Here is a 24849-nt window from a genome sequence, read left to right on the forward strand (position 1 = left end):
GTCACTTCGCCCCTGGCGAGCTGGGGTGGAGACCTGGTGGGACTACTGGCAGATCGACGGAGGGGGCTGCGAGTTCCCCGTCGTCGCGGGCCACGAGGACGACTCGCCATGCGTAGCCTGATCCGTCAGGCATGGACGACCCACCGCTGGGACGAACGCCCGAACCGCCGCCCATGAGCACACACCTATCTGCACGCCCTTAGGCGGTGCACACACCGGCGACCGTGCGACGTGGCCGTCGCGCAAGACAGCGATTGGCGGATTTGGGCCAGCTCAGGTGGTCGTGACCAGGTCCTGCTGGTGCTTCGAGTGGCCCGGATTCGCCAATTCCGGAACGGATTCACCGCTCAACGTCGAAGAACCGACATGTCTCGTTCCCGAGCCCGGCCCGGCGGAGGGGGACGCTGCCGGTCTCCGCCCTCTCCGGCTCGGTCGGCACGGGCACGCTGATCGCGGTCGCCTCGATCGCCATGATGGTCGCCATCTGCTGTGTCAGCGCCGGGTCATCCGCGCTTCGGATGTTCGGGGGCGTGCTGGCGCAGGCGTACATGACAAATTGGGCCACTGGTGCCGAATCGTGGCGATTTTGTGGAGTAAACGTGAAGTACTTCACGCCCCGACTTCGTTTAATTAGTGGATCTTGTGGGCTTTGTCCACTTGTGAGTCTCTGGTTAGCGGGCTGGAGGTGTCCGTATGTTGCGACTTGATCGTTTGATCGAACACATCCGGTCATAGCCCAACGCGGCGTGGTGGGGGAGCAGTTCATATGAATACGCACGGGGGGAGACGTCGGCTGCGCTCAGTCGGCGTGGTGCTCTCCGCGGCCTTAGTGCTGGCGGCGAGCGCATCCAACAGCGCCATGGCAGTGGTCGGCGAGAACGCCGATACCTCGGCCGTCGATGCCGCCAAGGCCGTCGAGACCACCGAAACGGGCGGGGCGGTTGAGACCGCTGGAGGGGGCGAGGACACCAAAGCGCTGGCCGAGGCGGCGCGCACGGGTAAGCCGGTGGAGATCCTCTCGTTGCGCGGTGAAAGCAGCGAGGTGTACGCCACCCCGGAGGGGCACTTGGAAGCCCGGGAGCATCTGCGTCCGGTGCGGACCCGGGTGGATGGCGTGTGGCGGGACATCGACACCACTTTGACCCGCGGCGCGAACGGAGCGGTGGTACCCAAGGCCACGACGGTCGGTCTGACGTTCTCCGGCGGGGGTTCGGCCCCGCTGGTGCGGATGGCGAAGAACGGCCGTGAACTGGCGCTGTCCTGGCCCAAGGACCTGCCCTCCCCGGAGCTGAACGGGAACACCGCCACCTATCCGGATGTGCTGCCCGGCGTCGATCTGCGGATGACGGCGCAGCAGGACAGCTTCAGCCAGCTTCTGGTCGTCAAATCGGCCGAGGCTGCGGCGAGCACGGAGCTGAGCGAATTACGCCTGAAGCTGGACGCCTACGGCATGCAGGTCAAGGAGACCGGTGACGGCGGCCTGGCAGCGATCGACCAGGGTGCCGGAAGTGCGGTCTTCGAGGCTCCCCGCCCCGTGATGTGGGATTCCAGCACCGAGGCGCCCGGCACTGCGACGCAGTCCCAGCCCCAGTCCCCCACCGGACTCGCCCGAACGGCGTCGCCGAGCACCTCACGGAGCTCGGTAGCCGCAGCTGCCGGCACCGACGCCACCGCCAGCCCAACTGCCACCGCCAGCCCCACCGCCTCCGAGGGCAGGTCGGACGCCTCCGAGGCCGTCGCCGCGGAGTCCGGTAATGTGGCGCCGGTCGGCGTGGACGTTCCTGCCGCGCAGGATGCGCTGGTGCTGACGCCGGACACCGGCGTACTCAGGGGCAAGGACACGGTGTACCCCGTGTTCATCGACCCCCAGTGGTACTCCCCGAAGGCCGCGGCGTGGACGATGGCCTCCAAATACTGGGCGTCGTCGCCCCAGTGGAAGTTCAATTTCGACTCGGACGCGGGCCTGGGGTACTGCAACTGGTCGTACTGCGCGCCCTACGACACCAAGCGGCTCTTCTACCGCATCCCGACCTCCAAGTTCGCCGGCCGGACCGTGCTGCAGGCGGAGTTCGTGGTCCGAAACACCTGGTCGGCGTCCTGTTCCGCCCGCGGCGTGGAGCTGTGGCGCACCAAGGACATCTCCTCCTCGACGACCTGGAACTCGCAGGACAACGACGCCTTCTGGATCGATCACCTCAAGACGGAGTCCTTCGCCTACGGATTCACCGGCTGCGCCGCGAAGGACGCCGAGTTCGACGTGAAGTCCGCGGTGCAGCAGGCGGCGGACAAGAAGTGGTCGACGATGACCTTCGGCATGAAGGCCGCGAGCGAGACCGACGGAAACGCCTGGAAGCGGTTCTCGGACGACGCCTATCTGCGCGTGCAGTACAACCGTCCGCCGCCGCAGGTCAAGATGTCGCAGCTGACCATGGAGTACGGCGGATCGTGCAAGAAACCCGCAGCCGCCGCACGGGTGCGCACTCTGGGCAAGATCTACGCGAACGACGTCACCGATCCCGACGGCGATTCCGTCTCCGTAGAGTTCCGGGCGAGCTGGGACACCGGTGACGGCAAGGGTGTGGTCACCCGCTGGAAGTCCGGTCTGACGACGGCGAAGAAATCCGGCTCGGACTTCGCGATCACCCTGCCGTCCTCCATCCCCGCTAACAAGACGGTGAACTGGTACGTCCAGTCCTACGACGGGGCCCAGTACTCACCGTGGTCGTACACAGGTGATCCGACCGCCTGCTACTTCGTGTACGACACGAGCGTGCCGAAGGCGCCGGCCATCTCTTCGGCCATCTACCCGTCCTCCAATCCCGACGACCCCGACGACCCCTGGTACGACGGAGTGGGTCAGTACGGCGACTTCGTGATCACCGGGGCCGTCTCCGACGTGACGAAGTACTGGTTCGGCCTCAACGGCGACCCGGTCTCGGCCAACACGGTCACCACCTCGGGCGGAGCGGCAAAGACCGTGCCGGTACTGCCGCTCAAGCCGGGCCTCAACACCTTCACGGCGCGGTCCTTCGACGCCGCGGGCAACGGCTCCGAGATCCGCACCTACCAGTTCCGGGTCAAGTCGGGGCAGCGTGAGCGTGCCGACTGGTCCATGGACGAGGCGGCCGGCGCCACCCAGGCGGCGGGCAGCGCACCCGAGCAGACCGCGACCCTGCACAACGGCCCGACACCGAACGTGGAGGGCAAGTTCGGCAAGGCAGTGCAGTTCGACGGCGTCGACGACTACGCCGCCACCGACACCGCCACCATCAACACCGACGTCAGCTTCTCGGTGTCCGCCTGGGTGAAGCTGTCCGCCATGCCGTCCGGAGCGGCCGTCGTGGCCTCCCAACGCGGGAACAACGCACCGGGCTTCGAGCTGTACTACTCCAAGGGGTACGACCGCTGGGTGTTCAACCAGTACAGCTCCGACACCGCCTCCGGCACCCCCGTCCGAGCCATGCAGGCCGCCGCGGGCGGAGTCAAGGCCGGGGAGTGGACGCATCTGGTCGGCATCTACTCCGCCGGCGAGCAACTGCTGAAGCTGTACGTCAACGGTGCGCCGGCCGGGTCCACGGCCTACTCCACGGCCTGGAACGCGCGGCGCGGCATGGTGATCGGCGGCAGCTTCCTCAGCGGCACGCCGACGGCGCCCTTCCCCGGCGCCATCGACGAGGTGAAGACCTTCGAGAAGCCGCTGTCGGCGGCCGACGTGGCGAGCCTGTACAGCTCGAACTCGATCGGCGGCCGTCCGGCCCGCGCGGTCTTCCACATGGACGACGCTGCCGACGCGACCGCTCTGAGCGGCCGGGCCGATGTGAACCCCGCGGTCCTCAAGGGCGGCGCGACGACGGGCGCGGCCGGGGTGGACGGCAACGCGCTCACGCTGGACGGGACTGACGACTACGCCACCACCGGCGGCCCGCACATCAATACCTCGTACAGTTTCGCCGTCTCGGCCTGGGTGAAGCTGCCGAAGACCAAACCGACCCACGCCGCGACCGTCGCCTCGCAGATTGGCAACGTGGTGACGGGGCCGGAGCTGTACTACTCCAGCTCCTACGACCGCTGGGTGTTCAACCAGCACAGCGCCGATACCGCCGACTCCACGGTGGTGCGGGCCCTGCAGCCCGAGGGCACCACCGCGTACGGCGGTGAATGGACGCATCTGGTCGGCGTGCAGGACACCGAGGCCGACAAGCTCTCGCTGTACGTCAACGGGAGCCTGGCCGGCACCACTGCCCTGCCCTCGACCTGGTACGCCGGGGGCGCGTTGCAGATCGGCGCCAGTGCGTTCCAGGGCTCGCCCACTTCGTTCTTCCCCGGCCAGATCGACGACGTGCGGTTGTTCGACCGCCCGGTGTCGGCCGGTGAGGTGCAGCAGTTGTTCAAGCAGCGCGCGGTGGTCAAGGGCCGCTGGAAGTTCGAGACGGCCACCGGCACCCCGCTGACCTCGCCCGATGCCTCGTCCTCCGGTAACGCCATGACCCTCTACAACGGCGCCCAGGCCGGGACAGGTGGGGTCGACGCCGGCTTGGGCGGGGTCGACGGCACCGTCACCCTCGACGGCACGGACGACTACGCGGCGGCTCCCGTGGTGCCGGTCGACACCAGCGCCAGCTTCACCGTCAGCGCCTTCGTCCAGGCGGCCGCTACTCCGACGAGTCCGGTCACCGTCATGAGCGCTCCCGGATCCAAGAAGAGTGCGTTCGCGGTGCGCTACGAACCCAGCGCCACCCCGGCCACCGATCCGGGCCGCTGGCGGATCGTCACGGCTGACTCCGACAGCGACTCTGCCGCTGTCTCCGACATCGGCAACGGCATGTTCTACGGCCCCACCGACTGGAACCACGTGGCTCTTGTCTACGACGGTTTCTCCAAAGAGGTCCGCCTCTATGTCAACGGCGAGCTGCAGGAGACCGCATGCGCCGACAGCAACGACGACGGGGTGCAGGACGACGCGAGCTGCACCGACACCGTGTCATGGGCCGACGACGTACTGACCTACAAGGCCGCGAGGACTTTGCAGCTCGGCCGTGACACGACCGGGACCACGTCCGGCCAGTACTTCCCCGGTTCGCTCTCCGACGTCTGGGTCTTCCAGGGCGCACTGACCGAGACCCAGATCGATCACCTCGCCGTCGGCGCGCCGGGCGTGGAGACCACCGTCCCCAGCGGCGACTGACCGGCTCAGCCACCGGGAACGGGCCGGCCGCCGCACACGGTCGGCCCGTTCCCAGGCCAACTAGCTCACTGCGCAGTGCGCGGCTCCCCGCTGCCCGCGGAGTACTCAACGGGAGGAAGACAGACCCGCATGAAGACCAGACCACGCATAAGAACAGGCCGGCCATGGCGCCGGGTGGCCATGGCCACGGCCGCCGTGCTGACCGCGACACTGTTACAGGCGTCGGGCGTACCCGCCGTCGCCCAGGGCTGGCGCAAGCCCGCGCTGCCGCAGGCCGAGTCGCCGGTCCCCGGTGGCCCGGCGGGCAAGGCGGTGCCCCGTAAGGTGATGAAGGGGCCCCGTACGCCCGCCGAGGCGCCGGCCACCAGCTGGCCGAAGGCGAGCGCGGCGGCGGTCACGCTGCGGCCGGAGGCGACCCGGGTCAAGGGGCTACCGCTTACCTTGGACACGCGGGTCAAGCGGTCCGCGGACGCGGCCACCGGCACCTATACCGTGAGCGCGCTGTCCCGCGAAGCGGCGCGGAAGACGGGGGTCGACGGACCGGTCTTCACGCTGACTCCCCGTCAGAAAAGTACGCGCGCCGGCAAGGTGCGCGCCGGGCTGGACTACTCCTCGTTCGCCGGACTGTACGGCGGCGGTTACGCGTCTCGGCTGACCCTGGTCCGGCTGCCCGCGTGTGCGTTGACGACGCCGCAGAAGAAGCAGTGCCGTACGACCCAGCCGGTGGAAAGCGTCAACGACACCGAGAAGCAGACGCTGACCGCGGACTCTGTCGCGCTCAGCGCGAGTACGGCGACCGTCCTCGCGGCGACCGCTTCGGCGAGCAGCGCCACGGGCGACTACAAAGCCACGTCCCTGTCCGCCTCGTCGACCTGGAGCACGGATCAGAGCAGCGGCTCGTTCGCGTGGTCGTACGACATGGCGGTGCCGCAGGTACCCGGCGGGCTGACCCCGAAGGTCGGACTCTCGTACTCCTCCGGCGGCGTCGACGGCCGTACCGGCAACACCAACAACCAGGCGTCGTGGGTCGGTGACGGCTTCGACCTGTCGCCCGGCTTCATCGAGCGCAGTTACAAGAGCTGCTCCGACGACGGGGCGACCAACGCCGACGGGAACAAGCCGGGCGACCTGTGCTGGGCGTACGACAACGCCACGCTGTCGCTGAACGGCTCGGGCGGGGAGCTGGTGCCCAACGGCACCGACTCCTTCAAGCTGCAGAACGACGACGGCACGAAGATCGACCGGATCTACGGCTCGTCGACCGACGTGCGCTCCAACGGTGCCCGCAAGGACGAGTACTGGCGGGTGACGACCCCCGACGGCACCCAGTACTACTTCGGCTACAACCGGCTGCCGGGCTGGGCGAGCGGCAACGAGACCACCGACTCGACATGGACGGTGCCGGTCTTCGGCAACAACGCCGCCGAGCCGTGCAACGCCTCGACGTTCGCGGCGTCCTGGTGCCAGCAGGGCTGGCGCTGGAACCTCGACTACGTCGTGGACCCGCACGGCAACGCGGTCGCGTACTACTACGACAAGGAGACCAACTCCTACGGCCGCAACCTGACCGCCGCCGACGACACGCCGTATGTACGCGGCGGGACGGTGGACCGGATCGAGTACGGGCTGAAGTCCACCGCCATGTACTCGACGAAGGCGCTGGCCAAGGTCGACTTCACCAGCAGCGAGCGGTGCATCCCCGACAGCTCGACCACGTGCTCGTCCATCTCCACGGACGCCCAGTACTGGTACGACACCCCGTGGGATCTGAACTGCGACGCGGGCACCGACTGCGACAAGGGCCGATCCTCCCCGGCGTTCTTCACCCGCAAGCGGCTCACCGGCGTCACCACCCAGGTGCTGGTGTCCGGTTCCTACAGCAACGTCGACGGCTGGAAACTCACCCACCGGTGGGGCATGGCCGACACCGACTACCAGCTGCTGCTCGACTCCATCGAGCGCACCGGCTACGACGCCACGACCTCGGTCACCCTGCCGAAGGTCACCCTCGCCTACACCCAGCTCGCCAACCGGCTCGACAAGACCGGCGACGGCTACGCCCCGTACATCAAGTCCCGGCTGTCCACCGTCGCCGACGAGTCCGGCGGCCAGATCGACGTCGGCTACTCGGCCCCGGTCTGTGACGCCGCCGCGCTGCCCACCCCGGAGACCAACACCACCCGGTGTTTCCCGCAGTACATCGGCGGCAGCACGACCGACGACCCGGACCTGCAGTGGTTCAACAAGTACGTGGTCGACACGGTCACCTCGACCGACCGTACCGGCGGCGCGCCGGACCAGGTCACCATGTACGACTACCTGGACGGCGCCGCCTGGCACTACGACGATGACGACGGGATGACCAAGGAGAAGTCCAAGACCTGGTCACAGTGGCGCGGTTACGGCCACGTACGAGTGCGCACCGGCGGCCAGGGCGGCGCGTCGGCCATGAAGTCGCAGACAGACACCTACTTCCTGCGCGGCATGGACGGCGACCGCAAGACGTCCTCCGGCGGAACCAAGAGCGTGTCGGTCACCCTCGACACGGGTGAGGGCGACCCGATCACCGACCACGAGTCGCAGGCCGGTTTCGCGTACAAGACCGTCACCTACTCCGCTCCCGGCGGCAATGTGCTCTCCAAGACGGTGAACCGGCCCTGGTACCAGCAGACCGCGAAGAAGGTCCGCACCTGGGGCACCGTCACCGCCAACCTCACCGGCAACGCCTCCAGCAAGTCGTGGACCTCGCTGGACGACGGGGCGGGCGACAAGTGGCGGATTACGTCGGGGTCCGACACCCACGACACGACCACCGGCCTGGTCACCCAGAGCGAGGATCTGGGTGACACGGCGACGGCGAAGGACGACCAGTGCACCCGCACCACCTACGTCTCCGGCAGCGTCCCCGTCGACGCCCCCGTACGGGTCGAGACGGTCGCCAAGGCGTGCGACGTCAGCACCAGCCGCCCGGCCGATGTGATGTCCGACGTCCGCACCGCCTACGACGGCGGGGCGTACGGCGCCGCGGCGACGAAAGGCGACGCCACCAGGACCGCGAAACTCAAGGCATACAGCGGATCCAGCGCGGCCTATCTGGAGTCCGCCTCCACCTATGACGGCTACGGACGGGCGCTGACCACCACCGATCTGACCGCCGACGTCACGGTCACCTCCGCGGGCACGCTCACCAGGACCGCCCGCACCGACGGACGGACCACGACCACCGCGTACATCCCGACCACGGGCTTCCCGACGAGCAGCACGGTGACCACCCCGCCTGCCACGGCCGGCGACAGCACCACAGCCCAGACGTCGACCACCGCCTACGAAGGGCTGCGCGGGCAGCCGCTCACGGAGACCGACACCAACGGCAAGGTCATCACCTACGCCTACGACGCACTGGGCCGCAACACCAAGGTGTGGCTGGCGGACCGGCTCACCGGACAGACTCCGACCTACGAGTTCAGCTACACCATCATCGACAACAAACCGGTGGCGGTGGGTACCAAGACCATCGGCAACTCGGGGGTGCAGGACACCTCGTACGCCTTCTACGACGGCTTCCTGCGGCCCCGCCAGACGCAGGCCCCCGGCCCGAAGGGCGGGACGCTGCTGGCGGACACCTTCTACGACGAACGTGGCCTGGTCGCGAAGGAGTTCGCCACCTACTACACCGACACCACTGCTCCGTCCACGACCCTCTTCAAGCCCGAGAAGGCGCTGAGCGTCGAGACCCAGAACCGCTACACCTACGACGGCCTGGGCCGGATGACCGAGCTGCGGCAGATCGCCGGCAACGGCGACGGCGGAGCGGTCCTCGGCGTCACGAAGACCCTCTACGGCGGCGACCGCACCACGGTCATCCCGCCGGTGGGCGGCACGGCGCAGACCACCCTCGCCGACGCCCGCGGCAACACCACCGAACTGCGCCTGCTGCACGCCCGTGCCGCCGACGCCGCCTACGACACCACCGCCTACGACTACAGCCCACGCGGTGAACTGACCAAGGTCACCGACCCGGCGGGCAACGCCTGGACGTGGACGTACGACCTGATGGGCCGGCTCACCGACACCACCGACCCCGACAAGGGCGCAGGCCACAACGAGTACGACGACCGCTCCCAGCTGACCAGCACCAAGGACGCCCGCGGCACGGTCCTCGCCTCCGTCTACGACGGTCTGGGCCGCAAGACCGAGTTGCGCGACACCTCCTCGACCGGCACGCTGCGCGCCAAGTGGGTCTACGACACGATCAGTGGCGCCAAGGGTCAGCTCGCGTCCAGCTCGCGTTACGTGGGCACCCAGGAGTACAAGACGAGCGTCGTCGCCTACGACCGGCTGTACCGGCCGCTGCGTACCTCGGTGACGATCCCGTCGGCCGAGGGCGCGCTGCAGGGCACCTATCTGTCGGCGACCACCTACAACGCCTCGGGCACGGTGCAGGGCGTCGGCTATCCCAAGGCCGGTGACCTGGCCGCCGACACCGTCGCCTACACCTACGAGGACAACACCCTGCGGCCCGTCAAGGTCAGCGGCCCGCTGAACCTGACCGCGAGCACCAGCTACAGCCTCACCGGCAAGCCGCTGCAGTACTCGCTGGCCGCCAACGGCGGCAAGTCCACCTACGAGACCAACACCTACCAGTGGGGCACCCAGCGGCTGGCCACCTCACGGGTGGACCGCCAGGACATCGCGGGCGTCGACCAGTACAACACCTACTCCTACGACGAGGCGGGCAACGTCCTGTCCGTCTCCGACACCTCCCGCTCCGGCACCGACAACCAGTGCTTCGACTACGACTACCTCGGCCGGGTGAGCGAGGCCTGGGCCCAGCCGGCCACCGGCTGTGCCGCCACACCCACCACCGCTGTGCTCGGCGGCCCGGCCCCGTACTGGTCCTCCTACACCTACGACAAGGTCGGCAACCGGCTCACCGAAACCCAGCACGCCACCACGACCGGCGCCTCCGACACCGGCCGGAGCTACCACTACCCCGATCCGGGCGCGGTCCGGCCGCACACGCTGGGCTCGGTGGACACCACCACCGGGACGGTGAAGTCCACCGACAGTTTCGGCTATGACGTCGCGGGCTACACCCACACCCGGCTGCTGGGCAACGGCACCTCCCAGACCCTGGACTGGGACGCCGAGGGCCATCTCGCCAAGGTCACCCAGCCGGTGGAGGGCGGCAGCGACAAGGTCACCGAGTACCTGTACGACGCCGACGGCAACCGTCTGATCGGCCGCACCCCGACGGAGACCACGCTCTATCTGGGCGCCACGGAGATCACGCTGGCGAAGGGCGCCACGACCGCCAAGGGCACCCGCTACTTCAGCCTCGGCGGCGGCCACCAGGCGGTCCAGGCCAACGACGGGACCATCTCCTTCACCCTGGCCGACCACCACGGCACCGCCCAGCTGTCCGTCAACGCCGGCACCCAGGCGCTGACCCAGCGCCGCAGCCTGCCGTTCGGCGGATCGCGTGGCACGGCGTCGAACACCTGGACAGGCACCAAGGGCTTCGTCGGCGGCACCACCGACACCGCCACCGGCCTCACCCACCTCGGCGCCCGCGAGTACGACCCCGCCACCGGCCGCTTCCTGTCGGTCGACCCGGTCTTCACGGCCGGCGACCCGCAGCAGATGAACGGCTACAGCTACGCCAACAACAACCCGCTGACCTACTCCGACCCGGCGGGCACGGAGATCGGCTCCAAGCCCAACTCCTGCCAGTACGACGTCAAGTACTGCAGCAAGCACGAGCAGCAGGAAGTCGGCTACGACGCGAAGACCGGCACGTCCGACTACCACCGCGGCAACATCTACAAGCGCTCCCACGCGGCGAAGAAGACCTGGGTGGCGGTGAACACCCCCGTCACGAACGACCTCAACACTCTGGCGGACAACTTCTGGTCCCCCAGGAGTATCGGCGAGGGTACCGAAGGCGATTTCTGGTTCAATCCGGCCCACGAAAACACCCATTTCAACGGCAGCGCCTGTTACGGGCGAGAGGGATGCGCTCAGGCCTACCTCTACGTGCTGCACGGCGGCAAGAGCGTCAAGAAGGCCAAGGAGATCGCGGCCACCTACTGCGTCTACAACGCCGCCGAATGCAGCAGCAAGGCCCGGGCCGTCGCACGCGGCAACGTCATCGAAGAAGCCATCGGCATAGCCCTGCTGGGATATCTGGGCGGTGCCGCCGGATCCGCAGAGGGTGAAGCCGCTGAATCGCCCGCCAGCGGTGCAGTGCGCAAGGGGGCGATCCCCGATCAGGTTCCCCATGATTACTATGACGAGATCACCTTGCGTGCGGCGAAGCATGGTGCGGGAGAGGTGATCATCCGAGACCTCGGCGATGCTCCCAGGCTGGAGGCGAACTATGGTCCGGGCGAGTGGGTGAAGATGGAGTCCACGTTGGACGACGCCAAAGGGAAAGCCATCCGAAACGTTCACTGGTTCAGGAATCTCGACACCGGGATGAATGTCGAGTTCAAGTTCAAGCGTGACTTTCCACAGATGGAGCCAAACGTAAGATGAAGGTACAGGTAATCAGTAACTCCGGAGGGCAACTACCTCTGCCCATGCTCGACTCCAAATGGGGATTGACCAGAGAAAAAGTGTTCCCTCTCTCCGTCGGAAAGGAGTACACCGTCCATGCGATCACTGCGCTGAAGGAAGCCTTCTGGTACTACCTTCTCGATGAGCGGGACCTCCCCTATCCTGTCTGGTACCCGAGTCCGCTGTTTCGAGTGTCGGACGGATCACTGCCTGCCCATTGGGTCGTGAACTACACCGCAAACGCCATGACGCAGGATCGCGTCGGAAGTTCGCTGATCACCTTCAAGGAGTGGGCGAATGATCCATCTTTCTATGAGAGATTGGTCGAGGGTGAGCCCGGCACTGTCGCCGTTTTTCGGAACGAACGGGATATGTCTGCCTGACGGTCGTTCATAGCGACGGACAAGAGCATTCCCGAATCAATTCACATGCTCCGCCAGGTATTCACTGGCGGGGCATGTGCGGATCTTGGCGGCAACAGTGGGTGGCAGCCTCGATGGATGGGCGTTCCACTCAGCCCGGATCCACCGGCTTGATGCCTGTGGATAGTTTCTCCGGAAACGAAGAAGTGCCTTGTGACCTGCGATGATGGGGTTTCTCTAGGACCACATCAGGCACGATCGGCAAGGCACTTCCGAGATGCAATCCTCCCATGCCGCGGCGGCGGTCTCTTCCACGTTCGATGATCCGAACCTGGTCGCGTACGGCGGGCTGGAGCCGGTGGTGCGGCTGGCCGAGCGGTGCGGTCTGCCGGCGTTGGCCGGGGAGCACATCAGGCTGCCGGTCTCGAAGGACGGCACCGGCGCCTTCCCCGCCGCGAAGCTGATGTCGCTGGTGGGCGGCATGGCCGCGGGCGCCGACAGCATCGAGGACATGGACCGGCTGCGGCATGGCGCGATGGGCCGCCTGTTCTCCGGGGTGCGGGCCCCGTCCACGCTGGGGTCGTTCCTGCGCTCCTTCACGCACGGGCATGTGAAGCAACTGCATGCCGTGGCCCGCCGGTTCCTGCCCGAACTGGCCCGTCACACCCCGTTGCTGACCGGCGCGGACCAGGTCGCCTACGTGGACATCGACGACACCATCCGCCGCACTTACGGCTACGCCAAACAGGGTGCAGGCTACGGATACAGCAAGGTCAAGGGCCTGAACGCGTTGCTCGGCATCGTCTCCACACCCCTGTCCGCCCCCGTGATCGCCGCCACCAGGCTGCGTAAAGGGCCCTCGAACTCAGCGCGCGGGGCGGCAGCGTTCGTGGCCGAGACCATCCGCACCGCCCGTGCCTGCGGCGCGAGCGGCCTGCTGGTACTGCGGGCGGACTCCGCGTTCTACGGCGCCGACGTCATCAACGCCTGCCGCGCTCTGGGTGCCCGCTTCTCCGTCACCGTGCGGATGAACGCCTCCGTCAAGGCCGCCATCGCCCACATCGACGAGACCGCCTGGACGCCGATCAAGTACCCCAAGGCTGTCTGGGACGAGGAGGGCCAGTGCTGGATCTCCGACGCAGAGATAGCCGAGGTCCCCTACACCGCGTTCACTTCCAAGCCGAAGAAGCAGCAGGTCACCGCCCGTCTGATCGTGCGCCGCGTCAAGCGCCTGAACCCTGACGCCGTCCCCGTCGGGCAGGGCACCCTGTTCAACACCTGGCGCTACCACGCCGCGTTCACCGACTCCCCGCTCGCCTTGAGGGATGCCGAGCGTGATCACCGTCGGCACGCTGTCGTCGAGCAGGTGATCGCCGATGTCAAGAACAGCGCCTTCGCCCACGCGCCGTCCGGGCATTTCCAGGCCAATGCCGCGTGGCTCGCCCTGGCGGCCCTGGCACACAATCTGACCCGCGCCGCCGGCGCCCTGGCCGGAACATTCCATGCCAGGGCGACCACCGCCACCATCCGTGACCACCTGATCAACGTGCCCGCCCGTCTGGCCCGATCCGCCCGCCGCCTCACCCTGCACCTGCCCGAACGCTGGCCCTGGGGCGAGGACTTCGCCCAGCTGTTCAGCACGGTGCATGCACCACCCGTCCTCTGACTCCCTGACCGACCTGCCCGAAAGGGCCCGAGACCTGTGGAAAAAGTGGAAGAGCTGGGTAGACCAGCGGCCACCCCATGCCCGAATCCGCAACTCAGCCCCGACACGGCCTGCGCGACCCCGAAACGATCAACCGGGAATCAAGCCGGTGGATCCGGGTTCAGGTGTCGGCCATTGAGCCTTTCCCAGTAATGGATCATGACGTTGTGTGATCGTTCAGATGGTGCGGTCGTACTCGAGCTGGAGCAGGACGAGGGCTGCGGCGGCGATCTTCGTGATGCGGCTGGGGTCGAGGCTGACTCTGCGCAGGGCCTTGAAGGTCGTCTTGAGCAGGGAGTTGGCGCGCTCGCAGACGCCGTGGATGCCGCGGATGACCTTGTTGTAGGTCTGCTGGGCCTCGGTCAGTTCGCCTCCGGCGGGCTTTTTGACGGGGTGGCGGAACCCGTCGCCGGCGTTCTCGTAGCCGAGGTCGACCAGGGTCGGCATGTCCAGCTCGGCGGCGATCCGGTTGAGGGCGTCGGTCAGGCCGTGGTGGCGGGCGCAGGTGGTGTCGTGCTCCCTGCCCGGGCGAACCGGTGAGACCCAGATCGGCCAGCCGTCCGGGGTGGAGATGACCTGCACGTTCCCACCATGGTGCTTGTGTTTTCCGGACCACCACAGGTCCGCGCCGTTGGGGCCGGGGGCGGCGACGCGGTCCGTGCGGATGACCGTTCCGTCGAGGTTCAGATGCGTCAGCCCGGCTGCCTTCGCACGCTCCAGCGCGGTGGCGAGGTCCGGTGCCCCGGCCGCCAGAACGGTCAGCCCCTCGTGGAGGTAGCGGTATGCGGTGGAGGCCGACAGGCCGTTGTCACAGGCGAGTTGGGCCAGTCGGGTGCCGTCGAGGAACCAGCGCAGCACGAGCACGGCCTGCTTGAAACAGCCCAGCGCACGCCGCCCCTTGCGGGTCCCGGCCACGATGCGGTGATCGCGCAGCAGCCGGGCCAGGTGCTCGGCGGTGGACCGCTTCACATCGAGCACGGCGGTGTATGTGACACTGATCGACACGTGAGGCCCCTCGGTCGGATCTTTTCTTCGCAAGATCGTTCCTACCAGGGGCCTTACGCCTGCCCGGACTTGGGGACCACGCGGGCCGCAGCGCCAGCATCGCGATCACAGCGAGCGACGAGCGCTTACTGGGAAAGACTCATTGACTACGACGTCGACACGTATCCCCGTGAGAAGTACTTGTCCGACGTGCATGCGGACCGGTTGGGCGCAGAGTTCGAGAAGCTGGTCGATTGGCTCTCTGGGAGCAGCGGCCAGAGCTGAACCAGTTCTGTCCCGACTACAGCCAAGCACGTGAGGCATACGCGAAGTGAACCGTTCCGGGTTCGGTAGAGACTCTAGATTGTGGCTGTGACCTGCTGTTTTTGCGTGTTCTGGTAGTGGGTGGTTTCGTATTCGGCGGGTGGGACGTGGCCGATCTCACCGTGGAGTCGACGGTGGTTGTACCAATCGACGTACTCAGCGGTGGCCAACTCGACGTTGCTCAGGGCTTTCCAGGGCCGCTGCGGCTTGATGAGCTCGGTTTTGTAGAGCCCGATGGTCGATTCCATCAGGGCGTTGTCGAGGGCGTCCCCGACGGTGCCGATGGACGCGGCGATCTGTTCGGCGGCCAGGTGGGTGGCGAGCCGGAAGCTGGTGTACTGCGATCCGGCATCGGAGTGGTGGATCAACTCCCTTGCGGTGACGGGGTTTCCGGCCCGGTCACGCTGCCACAGCCCCATTTCCAGTGCGGACAGCACCAGCGGGGTCTGCTTGTTCGTCGCTGCGGACCAGCCGACGATCCGGCGGGAGAAGGTGTCGACGACGAAGGCGACGTAGACAGTGCCGGACCAGGTGGCCACGTAGGTGAAGTCCGCGACCCATACCCGGTTCGGAGCACTGGCCACGAACTGCCTGCTGAGCCGGTCCGGAGCCCGCTCGGCCTCCCTGTCCGCCACTTGGGTGGTGACGACCTTCTTGCCGCGCACCGCCCCGACCAGGCCCTCGGCCTTCATCAGCCGCTCGACGGTGCACCGGGCCACCTGATGGCCCTGGCGCTTGAGCTCGGCCCAGATCTTGCGGGCTCCGTAGACGCTGTAGTTGTCCTGGTAGATGCTGACGATCAGCGGCGCCAGTTCCGCGTCTCGCAGGGCACGGGCCGACGTGGGACGTTTCTTGTACGCGTAATAGGTGGACGGGTGGATGCTGCAGTCGTGCTCGGTGAGCGTCCTGCAGATCGGCTCGACTCCGCCGAAGCGGTCCCGGTGCTCGTCGATGAACGCTACGAGCGTGTGTGTGGCCGGTCGAGCTCGGCCGCGAAGAAACTCGCTGCGGCCTTCAGGATCTCGTTCGCCCGCTTCAGCTCGGCGACCTCTTTCTTGAGCGCTTTGAGCTGGGCGGATTCCTCGGTCGTGGTCCCGGTCCGGGCACCGGCGTCGACCTCGGCCTGACGCACCCAGTTCCGCAGGGACTCCGGCCCGATGTCGAGCTTCGCTCCGATCGACCGGATCGCCGCGGACTCCGTCTTGTACTGATCACGCGTATCCAGGACCAGACGCACGGCCCGCTCCTTGAGCTCCTTCGGGTATTGCTTCGCCATAACGGACTCGATCCTTCCAAAAGATCGAGCCTCGATCAAACCCGGAACGGTTCAAAGCCCCGCCGGAACCGGCGGGGCTTCTGCGTGGGATGACGGCAGTGGTTGACGGCAATGTGGGCGACCGGACGCCGGAGCGGGGTGGCTGGTGGCGGGACCACCGTAAGGTGGTCGATGCGATCGTCACGAGGTTCCGGACGATCGCAGTGGGTCCCTCCACCGGGGAGGTATCGCAACTGGAAGGGTGCCTGCAACCTCCGGCGGATGCGGGCCATCGACGGCACACCAAACGAGTGTTCACCGCGCTGACGGTCAGGCCGACGCTGACGAGGATCTGACCGGGGCCGTCTCGGTGGACTTCACCATGGTGCGCGTTCATCAGCACGCGGGCCGAGGCGGTGCGGGCCGCGTTGGAAGAGCTCGCCGGCACTGCCCCACATCTGCTGACCGGACCGGCTGAAGTGAACTGGGGACGGACGCCGCTACGGCCGTCCGGTCCGCCTGCGCAAGAACGGTACCCGGCCCAAGACCAGGATCAGCACCACCGGCAACGACGCCTTACGGCCTTTTCTCTGCATGAGCGCAGGTCCACCCGGGCGAGATGAGGACCGTGTCGGCTTGTCTGTTGAACTGCTCAGCCGGACGTCACGTATCAGTCATTGTGGGTGGGCACCGTGCCGCCCGGCGTACTACCAGGGAAACGGGTCGGTGGGCATGCGCCTGTCGTAGGTTGCATCGTGCAGCGACCGTCGAGGCGTCGGCGGCCTGCTGCAAATGCGGTGCCCAGAAAAAGGGCTGAACGATTTCAGTGGATTCGAGCCGTCCGGTCAGTAGCGCTCTTGACTTGGCCGTCCCAGCGGGGCAGGAGGAGAGGGCGAGCGGAGCACACGTCCGTCGGTAAGTGCTGGGTCTGGATGGTCTCCGCGGCCTGGCGGCGCTGTACGTGGTCCTGTTCCACTGCTGGTTGTACACGTTCCCGGGGTATCCCGACAGTTCGGCGCCTCCATGGCTGGATGGGCTGATGTTCGGGCGTCTTGCCGTCGTCTTCTTTCTGGTGCTGTCTGGCTTTTCCCTGGCGATCTCCCCGGCGCGTCACGGTTGGCGGTCGGGCGGCGTCGCCCAGTTCCTGCGCCGACGCGCCTGGCGCATCTTGCCTCCGTATTGGGCAGCGCTGGTCATCAGCCTGATCATTTCCTGGTTCGTGGTGCCGGCTTCGCACTTCGGACCACCTACGGGCGCGTCAATTCTGGTGTACGGCTTTCTCACTCAGGACATGTTCACCGCCCCAACACCGAACGGCGCGTTCTATTCGAGATGCCCTTCAAGCGGGAACAGATCCTGGAAATCCATGATCGTGCTGGGTCGTTCCCACTGGACCGGTAGGAGTGCGAGAGACCGTGAACGGCTTAGCGGGTCTGCAGTGGCTGTCTCCTGCGAGGACGCTGCACCACAACATCCAAGACCGGACGCACCGTGAACGTCCACCCTCAGCACCAGTTGCTGGCCGCCGCCCGCCACCCGACGCCGTCTGGGACGAGTACCGCCCATGGCGGCCGCCTGTCGAGCGGGCCATCGTCTGGCTCGTCACCAGGGGTAGCCGCCAGGTTCTCTTCTGCGGAGTCTTTGCCGACAACATCTGGCTGCACCCCGCGCCGCCGCCCTCAACCTCCGCCGACTGATTCACCCTCGGCCTCATCCGGAAGAGCAAAACCTCGCGCCTCGCCCCGCGCCGCCAGATAGCGAAAAGGGACGCCCGGCCCACGGCTGGACAACCCCCCCACAAGGTTCTCGGTAGCCTTCGGCGCAGGTCAGCCGAAGGAGGACCGCGCCCGACAGGGGACGTGGGCCCGAGCCCTCGATGACCGTCCGGTTCTCGCAGGCGAACTGGGCGGCCTGTGCGCCGTTCGCGGTGCTGCTCATGGGGACCACAAACGCGGGGATCGGTGAAGATGCGGGAGCAGGCACGGCCTTCTCGGTGATCAGGGAACTCGAAACTCCGTGATCACTGGAGGCCGTGCCTGCACTGTTTCCGGGGACGTCTAGAGACTGTGGCGAACCGTCGGCCAGGAGTGATTGTGTGGTTCGGACAAGCAGCTTTCCTCGTCCCTATCGATCTCATGGGCGGCGGTTTCGCCTGCGGCCTCGGTGACCTGGCCGATCGTTGTGACGGCCGCGCCGGTGGACAGTCGGTGGACAGACGCCTTTGGACAGCGCATCACGGGGTAGTACTGGTCAACGTGTTGCATGTGCTCTGATCAGGCAAAACGTCACTGGACAGCACGACGAGGCACGACCTAACACGAACGCGCATGGTCCTCGTAATGCGTAGGTGCGCGGTTGGGTCGCCGTTGACGTTGCGGTGCTGGTGCAACTGATCAGACCTTGATCGGACCTGATGACGTGCGGGCTGGCATCTCTCTACACGTGAATTCCGGTTAGGCCAAGCGGCGAGTACTTTGGATCTTCGGAGCCTCTGAACATCGCGCCGCCGGAGGAAGATCATGGCTCCCCACCCGCACCATAGCCCCAGCCGGGATCAGAAGCTCGACGACGATGGGGCGGACCTGCCGCGCGTATCCGTGGCCGATCCCGTGGGCCGCTTCCATGTGGCGCGACAGCGAGGTGGCTGCCGAGATACCCGCGTTGGCTGCTGCCCTGGACGTAGCGGCTGTTCCGGCCTTGGGTGTGCTGCGATGCGAACTGGTGGAGTTCATCACACGCTCCGGGCTCGCCGTGAGCTACAGGCGGCCGGTCGTTGAGGTCGGCAGGACGCAGGTCCTCGCTCAGGATGCTGTACGACTTGCGGCGTGACGTCGGTGCGTCGGCCGCAGGTGTCGTGCGGGTGAGGCCCTGCGTTTAACGGTGCATGGCAGCGGGGCGGGGCTCCGGGTTAGGGCTCCACCCGTCGCCAGTCCGTCACAGGGCCGGGGTTTGTGTGGTCTGCAGGGGTGACCCAGAAGGCTTTGCCCAGCTCAGCGCTAAAGTGGGCGCCTGTCCGGCCGTCCCCCGATGAGCGTCCCGTCAGCCGGCGCCCGATCCAGGGCAGCAGATGCTGTTTGGCGAAGCGGGCGTCCGCGGTGCGGCGGGCGACCCAGCCGGGCGGCGCCGTGGGCGGCATCGGCGATTGCCAGTCCGTGTCCTCGGGCTCGTGGCCGAGGGTCTGCCAGACGGCCTCCGCGACCCGGCGGTGCCCCTCGGCCGTCAGATGCAGCCGGTCCACGTCCCACATCCGGGGGTCGGCGAGCGAGGGGGCGCCGTAGAGGTCGACCACGAGGGCGTCGTGCCGTTTCGCGAGGTCGTCGACGACGCTGAAGAGCTCCTCCATGCGGGGCCGGAACCGTTGGAGCACCGGACCGTTGCGGCCCGGGCTGCGCATCAGGACGAGCCGCTCGCAGGCGGGGGCGAGGCGCTCCACGGCCTCCTCCAGGAGCCCGCAGACACGGCCCATGTCGACCTTGGGCCGCAGTGTGTCGTTGAGGCCGCCCACCAGCGTGATCACGTCCGGCCGCATCGCGACGGCCACGTCCACCTGTTCCTCGACGATCTGTTTGATGAGCTTGCCGCGCACCGCGAGGTTCGCGTAGCGGAAACCGGGCGTTCGCGCGGCCATCCGGCCCGCGAGGAGATCGGCCCAGCCGCGGTAGGAGCCGTCGGGCAAGAGGTCCGACATGCCCTCGGTGAAGGAGTCGCCGAGCGCGACAAGACTGGTGTAGGTGGCATTCGTCTGCATGGCGGACAAGATGTTAACCCGCACGCATACCCGCCGGTCGGCCGGGCCCCCGAAGCCACGGGCGCCACGGGCGCGTGGGAGCCACGGAAGCCGTGGGAGCCCCGAAGCCGCCGACGCTCGTCGGAGCCCGGAAGCCCCCGACGCTCGTCAGAGCCCAGAAGCCGCCGACGCTCACCGGAGCCCGGAAGCCCCCGACGCCCGCCGGCTCCGGGCTAGTCACACCGTCTGGCCGAACAGCTCCCTCAACACGTCCTCCATCGTCACCAGCCCCGCCAGCCGTCCGTCGCTGCCCATGACCGCCGCGAGATGCGTACGACTGCGCCGCATCGCCGTGAGTACGTCGTCCAGCGGGGTGCTCTCCCGTACCCGTGCGATGGGCCGCATGTCCTGCACCTGGAACGGCACGTCGCGCGGTGCCGCGTCCAGCGCGTCCTTGACGTGCAGATAGCCGACGATGCGCCGCCCCTCGTCCACGACGGGGAAGCGCGAGAAGCCGGACTCGGTGGACAGCCGCTCCAGCTCCTCCGGGGTGACGCCCACGCGCGCGTAGACGATGCGTTCCAGCGGGAGCACGACATCGCGCACGGGCCGGCGTCCCAGCTCCAGCACGTCGGACAGGCGCTCCTGGGCACGGCCGTCGATGAGCCCCGCCGCGCCGGAGTCCTTGACCAGCCGCGCCAGTTCGTCGTCGGAGAAGGCCGCGGCGACCTCGTCCTTCGTCTCGACCCGCAGCAGCTTCAGCAGCCCGTTCGCGAAGGCGTTGATGGTGAAGATCACCGGGCGCAGCGCACGCGAGAGTCCGACCAGTGGCGGGCCGAGCACCAGCGCGGTGCGCACCGGCTCCGCGAGCGCGATGTTCTTCGGCACCATCTCGCCGAGCAGCATGTGCAGATACGTCGCCAGGGCGAGCGCGATCACGAAGGAGATCGCGTGGCCCGCGCTCTGGGAGACGCCCATCGCGTGGAACACCGGCTCCAGCAGGTGCGCGATCGCGGGCTCGGCCACGATGCCCAGGACCAGGGTGCACAGGGTGATGCCCAGCTGCGCGGCCGCCAGCAGCGCCGACACGTGCTCCAGACCCCACAGCACACTGCGCGCCCGCCGGTCACCCCGGTCGGCGTGCGGCTCGATCTGGCTGCGGCGGACCGAGATCAGCGCGAACTCGCCCCCCACGAAGAAGGCGTTCACGATCAGCGTCGCCAGCCCGATCAGCAGTTGTACGGCGGTCATCGCGCCTCCTTCCCCTCGTCACGCGGCTTCTCCTCGTGCGGCTTGTCTTCGTCGCGCGGCTTCCCCTCGTTGCGCGGCTGCCGCTCGCCGCGCGACCCCCGCTCGTCACGTGGCTGCCGCCCCTCGCGTGGATGCTGCCCGTCGCGCGGCGCGTGCAGCAGCACCCGTGCGGCGCGCCGCCCCGAGGCGTCCACCACGTCGAGCCGCCACCCGGCGACCTCGACGGTGTCCCCGACGGAGGGAATACGGCCGAGCTCGGTCGCGAGGAGACCGGCCAGTGTCTCGTACGGTCCGTCCGGCACCCGCAGTCCGACGCGGGCCAGCTGGTCGGTGCGGGCGGATCCGTCGGCCGAGTACAGCGTCCGCTCCTCCTCGTCCGTGCCGGCAGGAGCCAGGTCGGGCGTCTCGTGCGGGTCGTGCTCGTCGCGGACCTCGCCGACGACCTCCTCGACGATGTCCTCCAGGGTGGCGACCCCGGCCGTACCGCCGTACTCGTCGATGACCACGGCCATGGTGCGCTTGCCGGAGAGCCGGTCGAGCAGCCGGTCGACGGTCAGTGATTCCGGTACGAACAGGGGTTCGCGCATGAGCTGGGAGACGGGGGTCCGGGGCCGCCGCTCGGCCGGCACGGCCAGCACGTCCTTGATGTGCGCCACGCCGACGACCGAGTCGAGATTGCCGCGGTACACGGGGAAGCGGGACAGCCCGGTCGCCCGTGTCGCGTTCGCCACGTCCTCGCAGGTCGCCTGGACGTCCAGCGCGATGACCTGGACGCGCGGGGTCATCACGTTCTCCGCGGTCAGATCGGCCAGATTGAGCGTACGGACGAACAGCTCGGCGGTGTCCGCCTCCAGGGCGCCCTGCTTGGCGGAGTGCCGGGCCAGGGCCACCAGTTCCTGGGGTCCGCGCGCGGAGGCCAGCTCCTCGGCGGGTTCGAGACCGAAACGGCGTACGACACGGTTCGCGGTGTTGTTGAGGTGGCTGATGAACGGCCGGAACGCGGCGCTGAACCAGCGCTGCGGCGTCGCCACCCGCCTGGCCACCGCGAGCGGTGCGGAGATCGCCCAGTTCTTGGGCACGAGCTCGCCGACGACCATCAGGAAGACCGTCGACAGGGCCGTACCGACGACCAGCGCCAGCGAGTTCGACGCCGAGGGCGAGATGCCGATCGACTCCAGCGGACCCGCGATCAGCTTGGCGATCGACGACTCGGAGAGCATGCCGACGACCAGGTTGGTGACGGTGATGCCGAGCTGGGCGCCGGACAGCTGGAAGGTGAGGTTCCGTACGGCCTTGAGGGCACCCGACGCCCCTCGCTCGCCCCGCTCCACGGCGCGCTCCAGCTCGCTGCGCTCGACCGTGGTCAGCGAGAACTCCGCGGCGACGAAGGCGCCACAGGCCAGGGAGAGCAGGACCGCCACCAGGAGGAGGAGTACTTCGGTCATCGGGTCACCTCCGTCCCATGATCGGCCGCCGGTTCCCCCATGGTAAAGGATCGGCAAAGTCGCTCGGTGGGGAGGGCGGACCCCCTGGCCGTACGCGACGTTGCTCGGTGGCGGCGAGCGGCGTCGGCCGTCATGTCGGGCGAGCTCACGCACCTCCCCGGGGATCCTGCCGGTGGCTACAGTGGTTTTACCCAGCGCCGCCAGTGGTCCTCGCGATGGTAACCACTCGCTCCCCATGTGTGGTGTGCGCGTGCGTTGGCTTCCAGGACCATGGCGTCGACCCGTCGCCCGCCCAGGGCGATGAATCGCCGTCCCGCCGCTTCCAGTAGGGCGGTGGCGATGCCTTGCCGACGGCAGTCGGGGTGTACGGCCAGTCGGTACGCGGAGCAGCGCCAGCCGTCGAAGCCGGCTATCACGGTCCCGGTGAGCAGGCCGTCGCGCTCGGCGAGGAGCAGGGCTTCGGGGTCTCTGGTGACGAGTCGGGCCACTCCGTCGTGGTCGTCGCTGATACTCGTTCCCTCCGCGGCTTCGCGCCAGAACCGCAGGACGGTGTCGATGTCCGCGAGGGTGGCGCGGCGGATGTGGAGATCGCTCATGGCGTGAGCCAAGCAAAACTCCGGGCCATCTGGCGAACGGTTTCCCCGCCGGGGGTCGACAGAGGGGCGGGCCCGGTCCTGGATTCCCGCAAGCCGCAAGCCGCAAGCCGCAAGCCGCAAGCCGCAAGCCGCAAGCCGCAAGCCGCAAGCCGCAAGCCGCAAGCCGCAAGCCGCAAGCCGCAAGCCGCAAGCCGCGGTCCTAGGTCTTACGGTCCTGGAGCTGAGGGCGTGGATTGCCCTTGGGGTCGCCGGGCTGCAGGTCCCGCCCGCGGCGCCACTCTGTCGGCGGCGTGGGGGAGGCCGTCCAGGGACCGGTGGTCTCCTCCTCGGGGTTGAGTACGTCCTCGCCGTAGAGATCCCGCAGCCAGCTGGCCTGGTAGATGGTGTCGAGGTAGCGCTCTCCGAGGTCCGGGCCGACGGCCACCGCGCTGAGTTCGCCCCCGTCCTGCCGGGCCAACCAGTCCGTCGCGCCGCTGACCACCGTGCCGGTGGAGCCGCCGAACAGGAATCCGTGCCTGGCCAGACGGTGGCAGGTGCGGATCGTGTCCGCCTCCTCGACCCGTATCACTTCGTCCACATAGGACTCGTCGAGCAGCGGCGGACGCATGCTCATTCCCAGGCCGGGAATCATCCGGCGGCCCGGCGAACCGCCGAAGGACACCGAGCCGACACTGTCCACGGCGATGACCCGCACCGGGCGGCGCCACTCCCGGAAGTAGCGCGCGCACCCCATCAGGGTGCCGGTGGTGCCGGCCCCGACGAACAGCACGTCCAGCTCCGGGAACTGGCGGGCGATCTCCGGCGCCGTCCTGCGGTAGTGGGCCATCCAGTTGCTCGGATTGGTGTACTGGCTGAGCCACACGTACCGGTCGTCGGAGGCGCACAGCGCACGGACGTACTCGATCCGCGCGCCGAGATAACCGCCGTTGGCCTCCTCCTGCCCGGCGATCATGTGCACCTGGCTGCCCAACGCCTCCATCATCATCCTGGTCGACAGATTGCCGCGGGAGTCCGTCACACACAGGAACCGGTAACCCTTGCTCGCCGCGATCATGCTCAGCGCCACGCCGAGGTTTCCGGACGAGGACTCGACCAGGATCGAATCCGGTGTCAGGACTCCATCCCGCTCGGCGGCCTCCACCATCTCGAGCGCGGCCTTCAACTTGATCGAGCCTGCGAAGTTGAAGCCCTCACACTTCAGGAAGAGCGAGTGCCCGAAGATCGACCGGAGGTCGACGTAGAGATCCTCTTCGTTGTAGGCGTGGGGAACGGAAATGACGGGCACGACGGTCTCCTCTATCTGGAGCAGAGCACTTTCGGAATGTCCGTCCGACCGTGGGCGGGCTTCTCGTTCATGCGGGCGGGGAGCCCGTGTCCCACCGGGCCGGACGGGGCCCTGCGTCAGGGGCCGCTGTCTCGTGTGGCCTGATCTGCGGCGACTTGACCGGTGATCTCTC

13 protein-coding genes are annotated in these 24849 nt (G+C 67.8%); 5 read left to right on the forward strand and 8 right to left on the reverse strand.

All coding sequences use genetic code 11. From position 1 onward, the window contains the following. Positions 1-340: 340 nt before the first annotated feature. On the reverse strand, positions 341-613 hold the full coding sequence (locus tag RV986_RS43685; protein ID WP_475922679.1) for a hypothetical protein: 273 nt from the start codon (positions 611-613) through the stop codon (positions 341-343). Positions 614-766: 153 nt separating this feature from the next. Here RV986_RS43685 and RV986_RS43690 point away from each other — a divergent pair, with 153 nt between their 5' ends. The 4 genes from RV986_RS43690 to RV986_RS43705 all read left to right on the forward strand — a co-directional run bounded on the left by RV986_RS43690 (position 767) and on the right by RV986_RS43705 (position 13771). Beyond that, positions 767-5185: a LamG-like jellyroll fold domain-containing protein gene (locus tag RV986_RS43690; protein ID WP_475922680.1), complete on the forward strand. Its 4419-nt coding sequence runs from the start codon at positions 767-769 to the stop codon at positions 5183-5185. 129 nt (positions 5186-5314) lie between these two features. Next, positions 5315-11722, forward strand: a complete 6408-nt coding sequence (locus RV986_RS43695; protein ID WP_475922681.1) for an RHS repeat domain-containing protein — start codon at positions 5315-5317, stop codon at positions 11720-11722. Continuing rightward, positions 11719-12126 carry a hypothetical protein gene (locus tag RV986_RS43700; RefSeq protein ID WP_475922682.1) on the forward strand — a complete coding sequence of 136 codons (408 nt, stop codon included), beginning with the start codon at positions 11719-11721 and terminating at the stop codon, positions 12124-12126. Before RV986_RS43695 ends, RV986_RS43700 begins: the two co-directional genes overlap by 4 nt. A gap of 256 nt (positions 12127-12382) precedes the next feature. Further along, the gene (locus RV986_RS43705; protein WP_475916098.1) at positions 12383-13771 is read left to right on the forward strand and encodes an IS1380 family transposase; all 1389 of its coding nucleotides are present in this window, start codon (positions 12383-12385) and stop codon (positions 13769-13771) included. Between the two features lie 216 nt (positions 13772-13987). Here the strand turns inward: RV986_RS43705 and RV986_RS43710 are convergent, their stop codons facing one another. Further along, the gene (locus tag RV986_RS43710; protein WP_475924329.1) at positions 13988-14809 is read right to left on the reverse strand and encodes an HARBI1 family protein; all 822 of its coding nucleotides are present in this window, start codon (positions 14807-14809) and stop codon (positions 13988-13990) included. 344 nt (positions 14810-15153) lie between these two features. Continuing rightward, positions 15154-16394 (reverse strand): IS3 family transposase gene (locus tag RV986_RS43715; protein ID WP_475922683.1). Its coding sequence is split into 2 segments (ribosomal slippage): positions 15154-16121 and positions 16121-16394, totalling 1242 coding nucleotides; the frame shifts between segments, so codons are not numbered across the junction. Between the two features lie 898 nt (positions 16395-17292). On the opposite strand from RV986_RS43715, the gene RV986_RS43720 reads away from it, so the two are divergent. Further along, positions 17293-17868 (forward strand): acyltransferase family protein, encoded by a 576-nt coding sequence (locus tag RV986_RS43720; RefSeq protein ID WP_475922684.1) that lies wholly within the window; start codon positions 17293-17295, stop codon positions 17866-17868. Between the two features lie 1413 nt (positions 17869-19281). On the opposite strand, the gene RV986_RS43725 is transcribed toward RV986_RS43720, so the two are convergent. The 5 genes from RV986_RS43725 to sbnA form a co-directional block, all read right to left on the reverse strand. Further along, positions 19282-20121, reverse strand: a complete 840-nt coding sequence (locus RV986_RS43725; protein ID WP_475922685.1) for an SGNH/GDSL hydrolase family protein — start codon at positions 20119-20121, stop codon at positions 19282-19284. A 216-nt stretch (positions 20122-20337) separates the two neighbouring features. Next, positions 20338-21351: a hemolysin family protein gene (locus RV986_RS43730; protein ID WP_475922686.1), complete on the reverse strand. Its 1014-nt coding sequence runs from the start codon at positions 21349-21351 to the stop codon at positions 20338-20340. Continuing rightward, positions 21348-22796, reverse strand: coding sequence for a hemolysin family protein (locus RV986_RS43735; protein ID WP_475922687.1), 1449 nt, complete (start codon positions 22794-22796; stop codon positions 21348-21350). The genes RV986_RS43730 and RV986_RS43735 overlap by 4 nt, the downstream gene beginning before the upstream one ends. 176 nt (positions 22797-22972) lie before the next feature. Next, positions 22973-23392, reverse strand: a complete 420-nt coding sequence (locus RV986_RS43740; protein ID WP_475922688.1) for a GNAT family N-acetyltransferase — start codon at positions 23390-23392, stop codon at positions 22973-22975. 199 nt (positions 23393-23591) lie between these two features. After that, positions 23592-24677, reverse strand: coding sequence for a 2,3-diaminopropionate biosynthesis protein SbnA (gene sbnA, locus RV986_RS43745; protein WP_475922689.1), 1086 nt, complete (start codon positions 24675-24677; stop codon positions 23592-23594). Positions 24678-24849: the final 172 nt, after the last annotated feature.

The organism is Streptomyces sp. RLA012, from assembly GCF_056270325.1.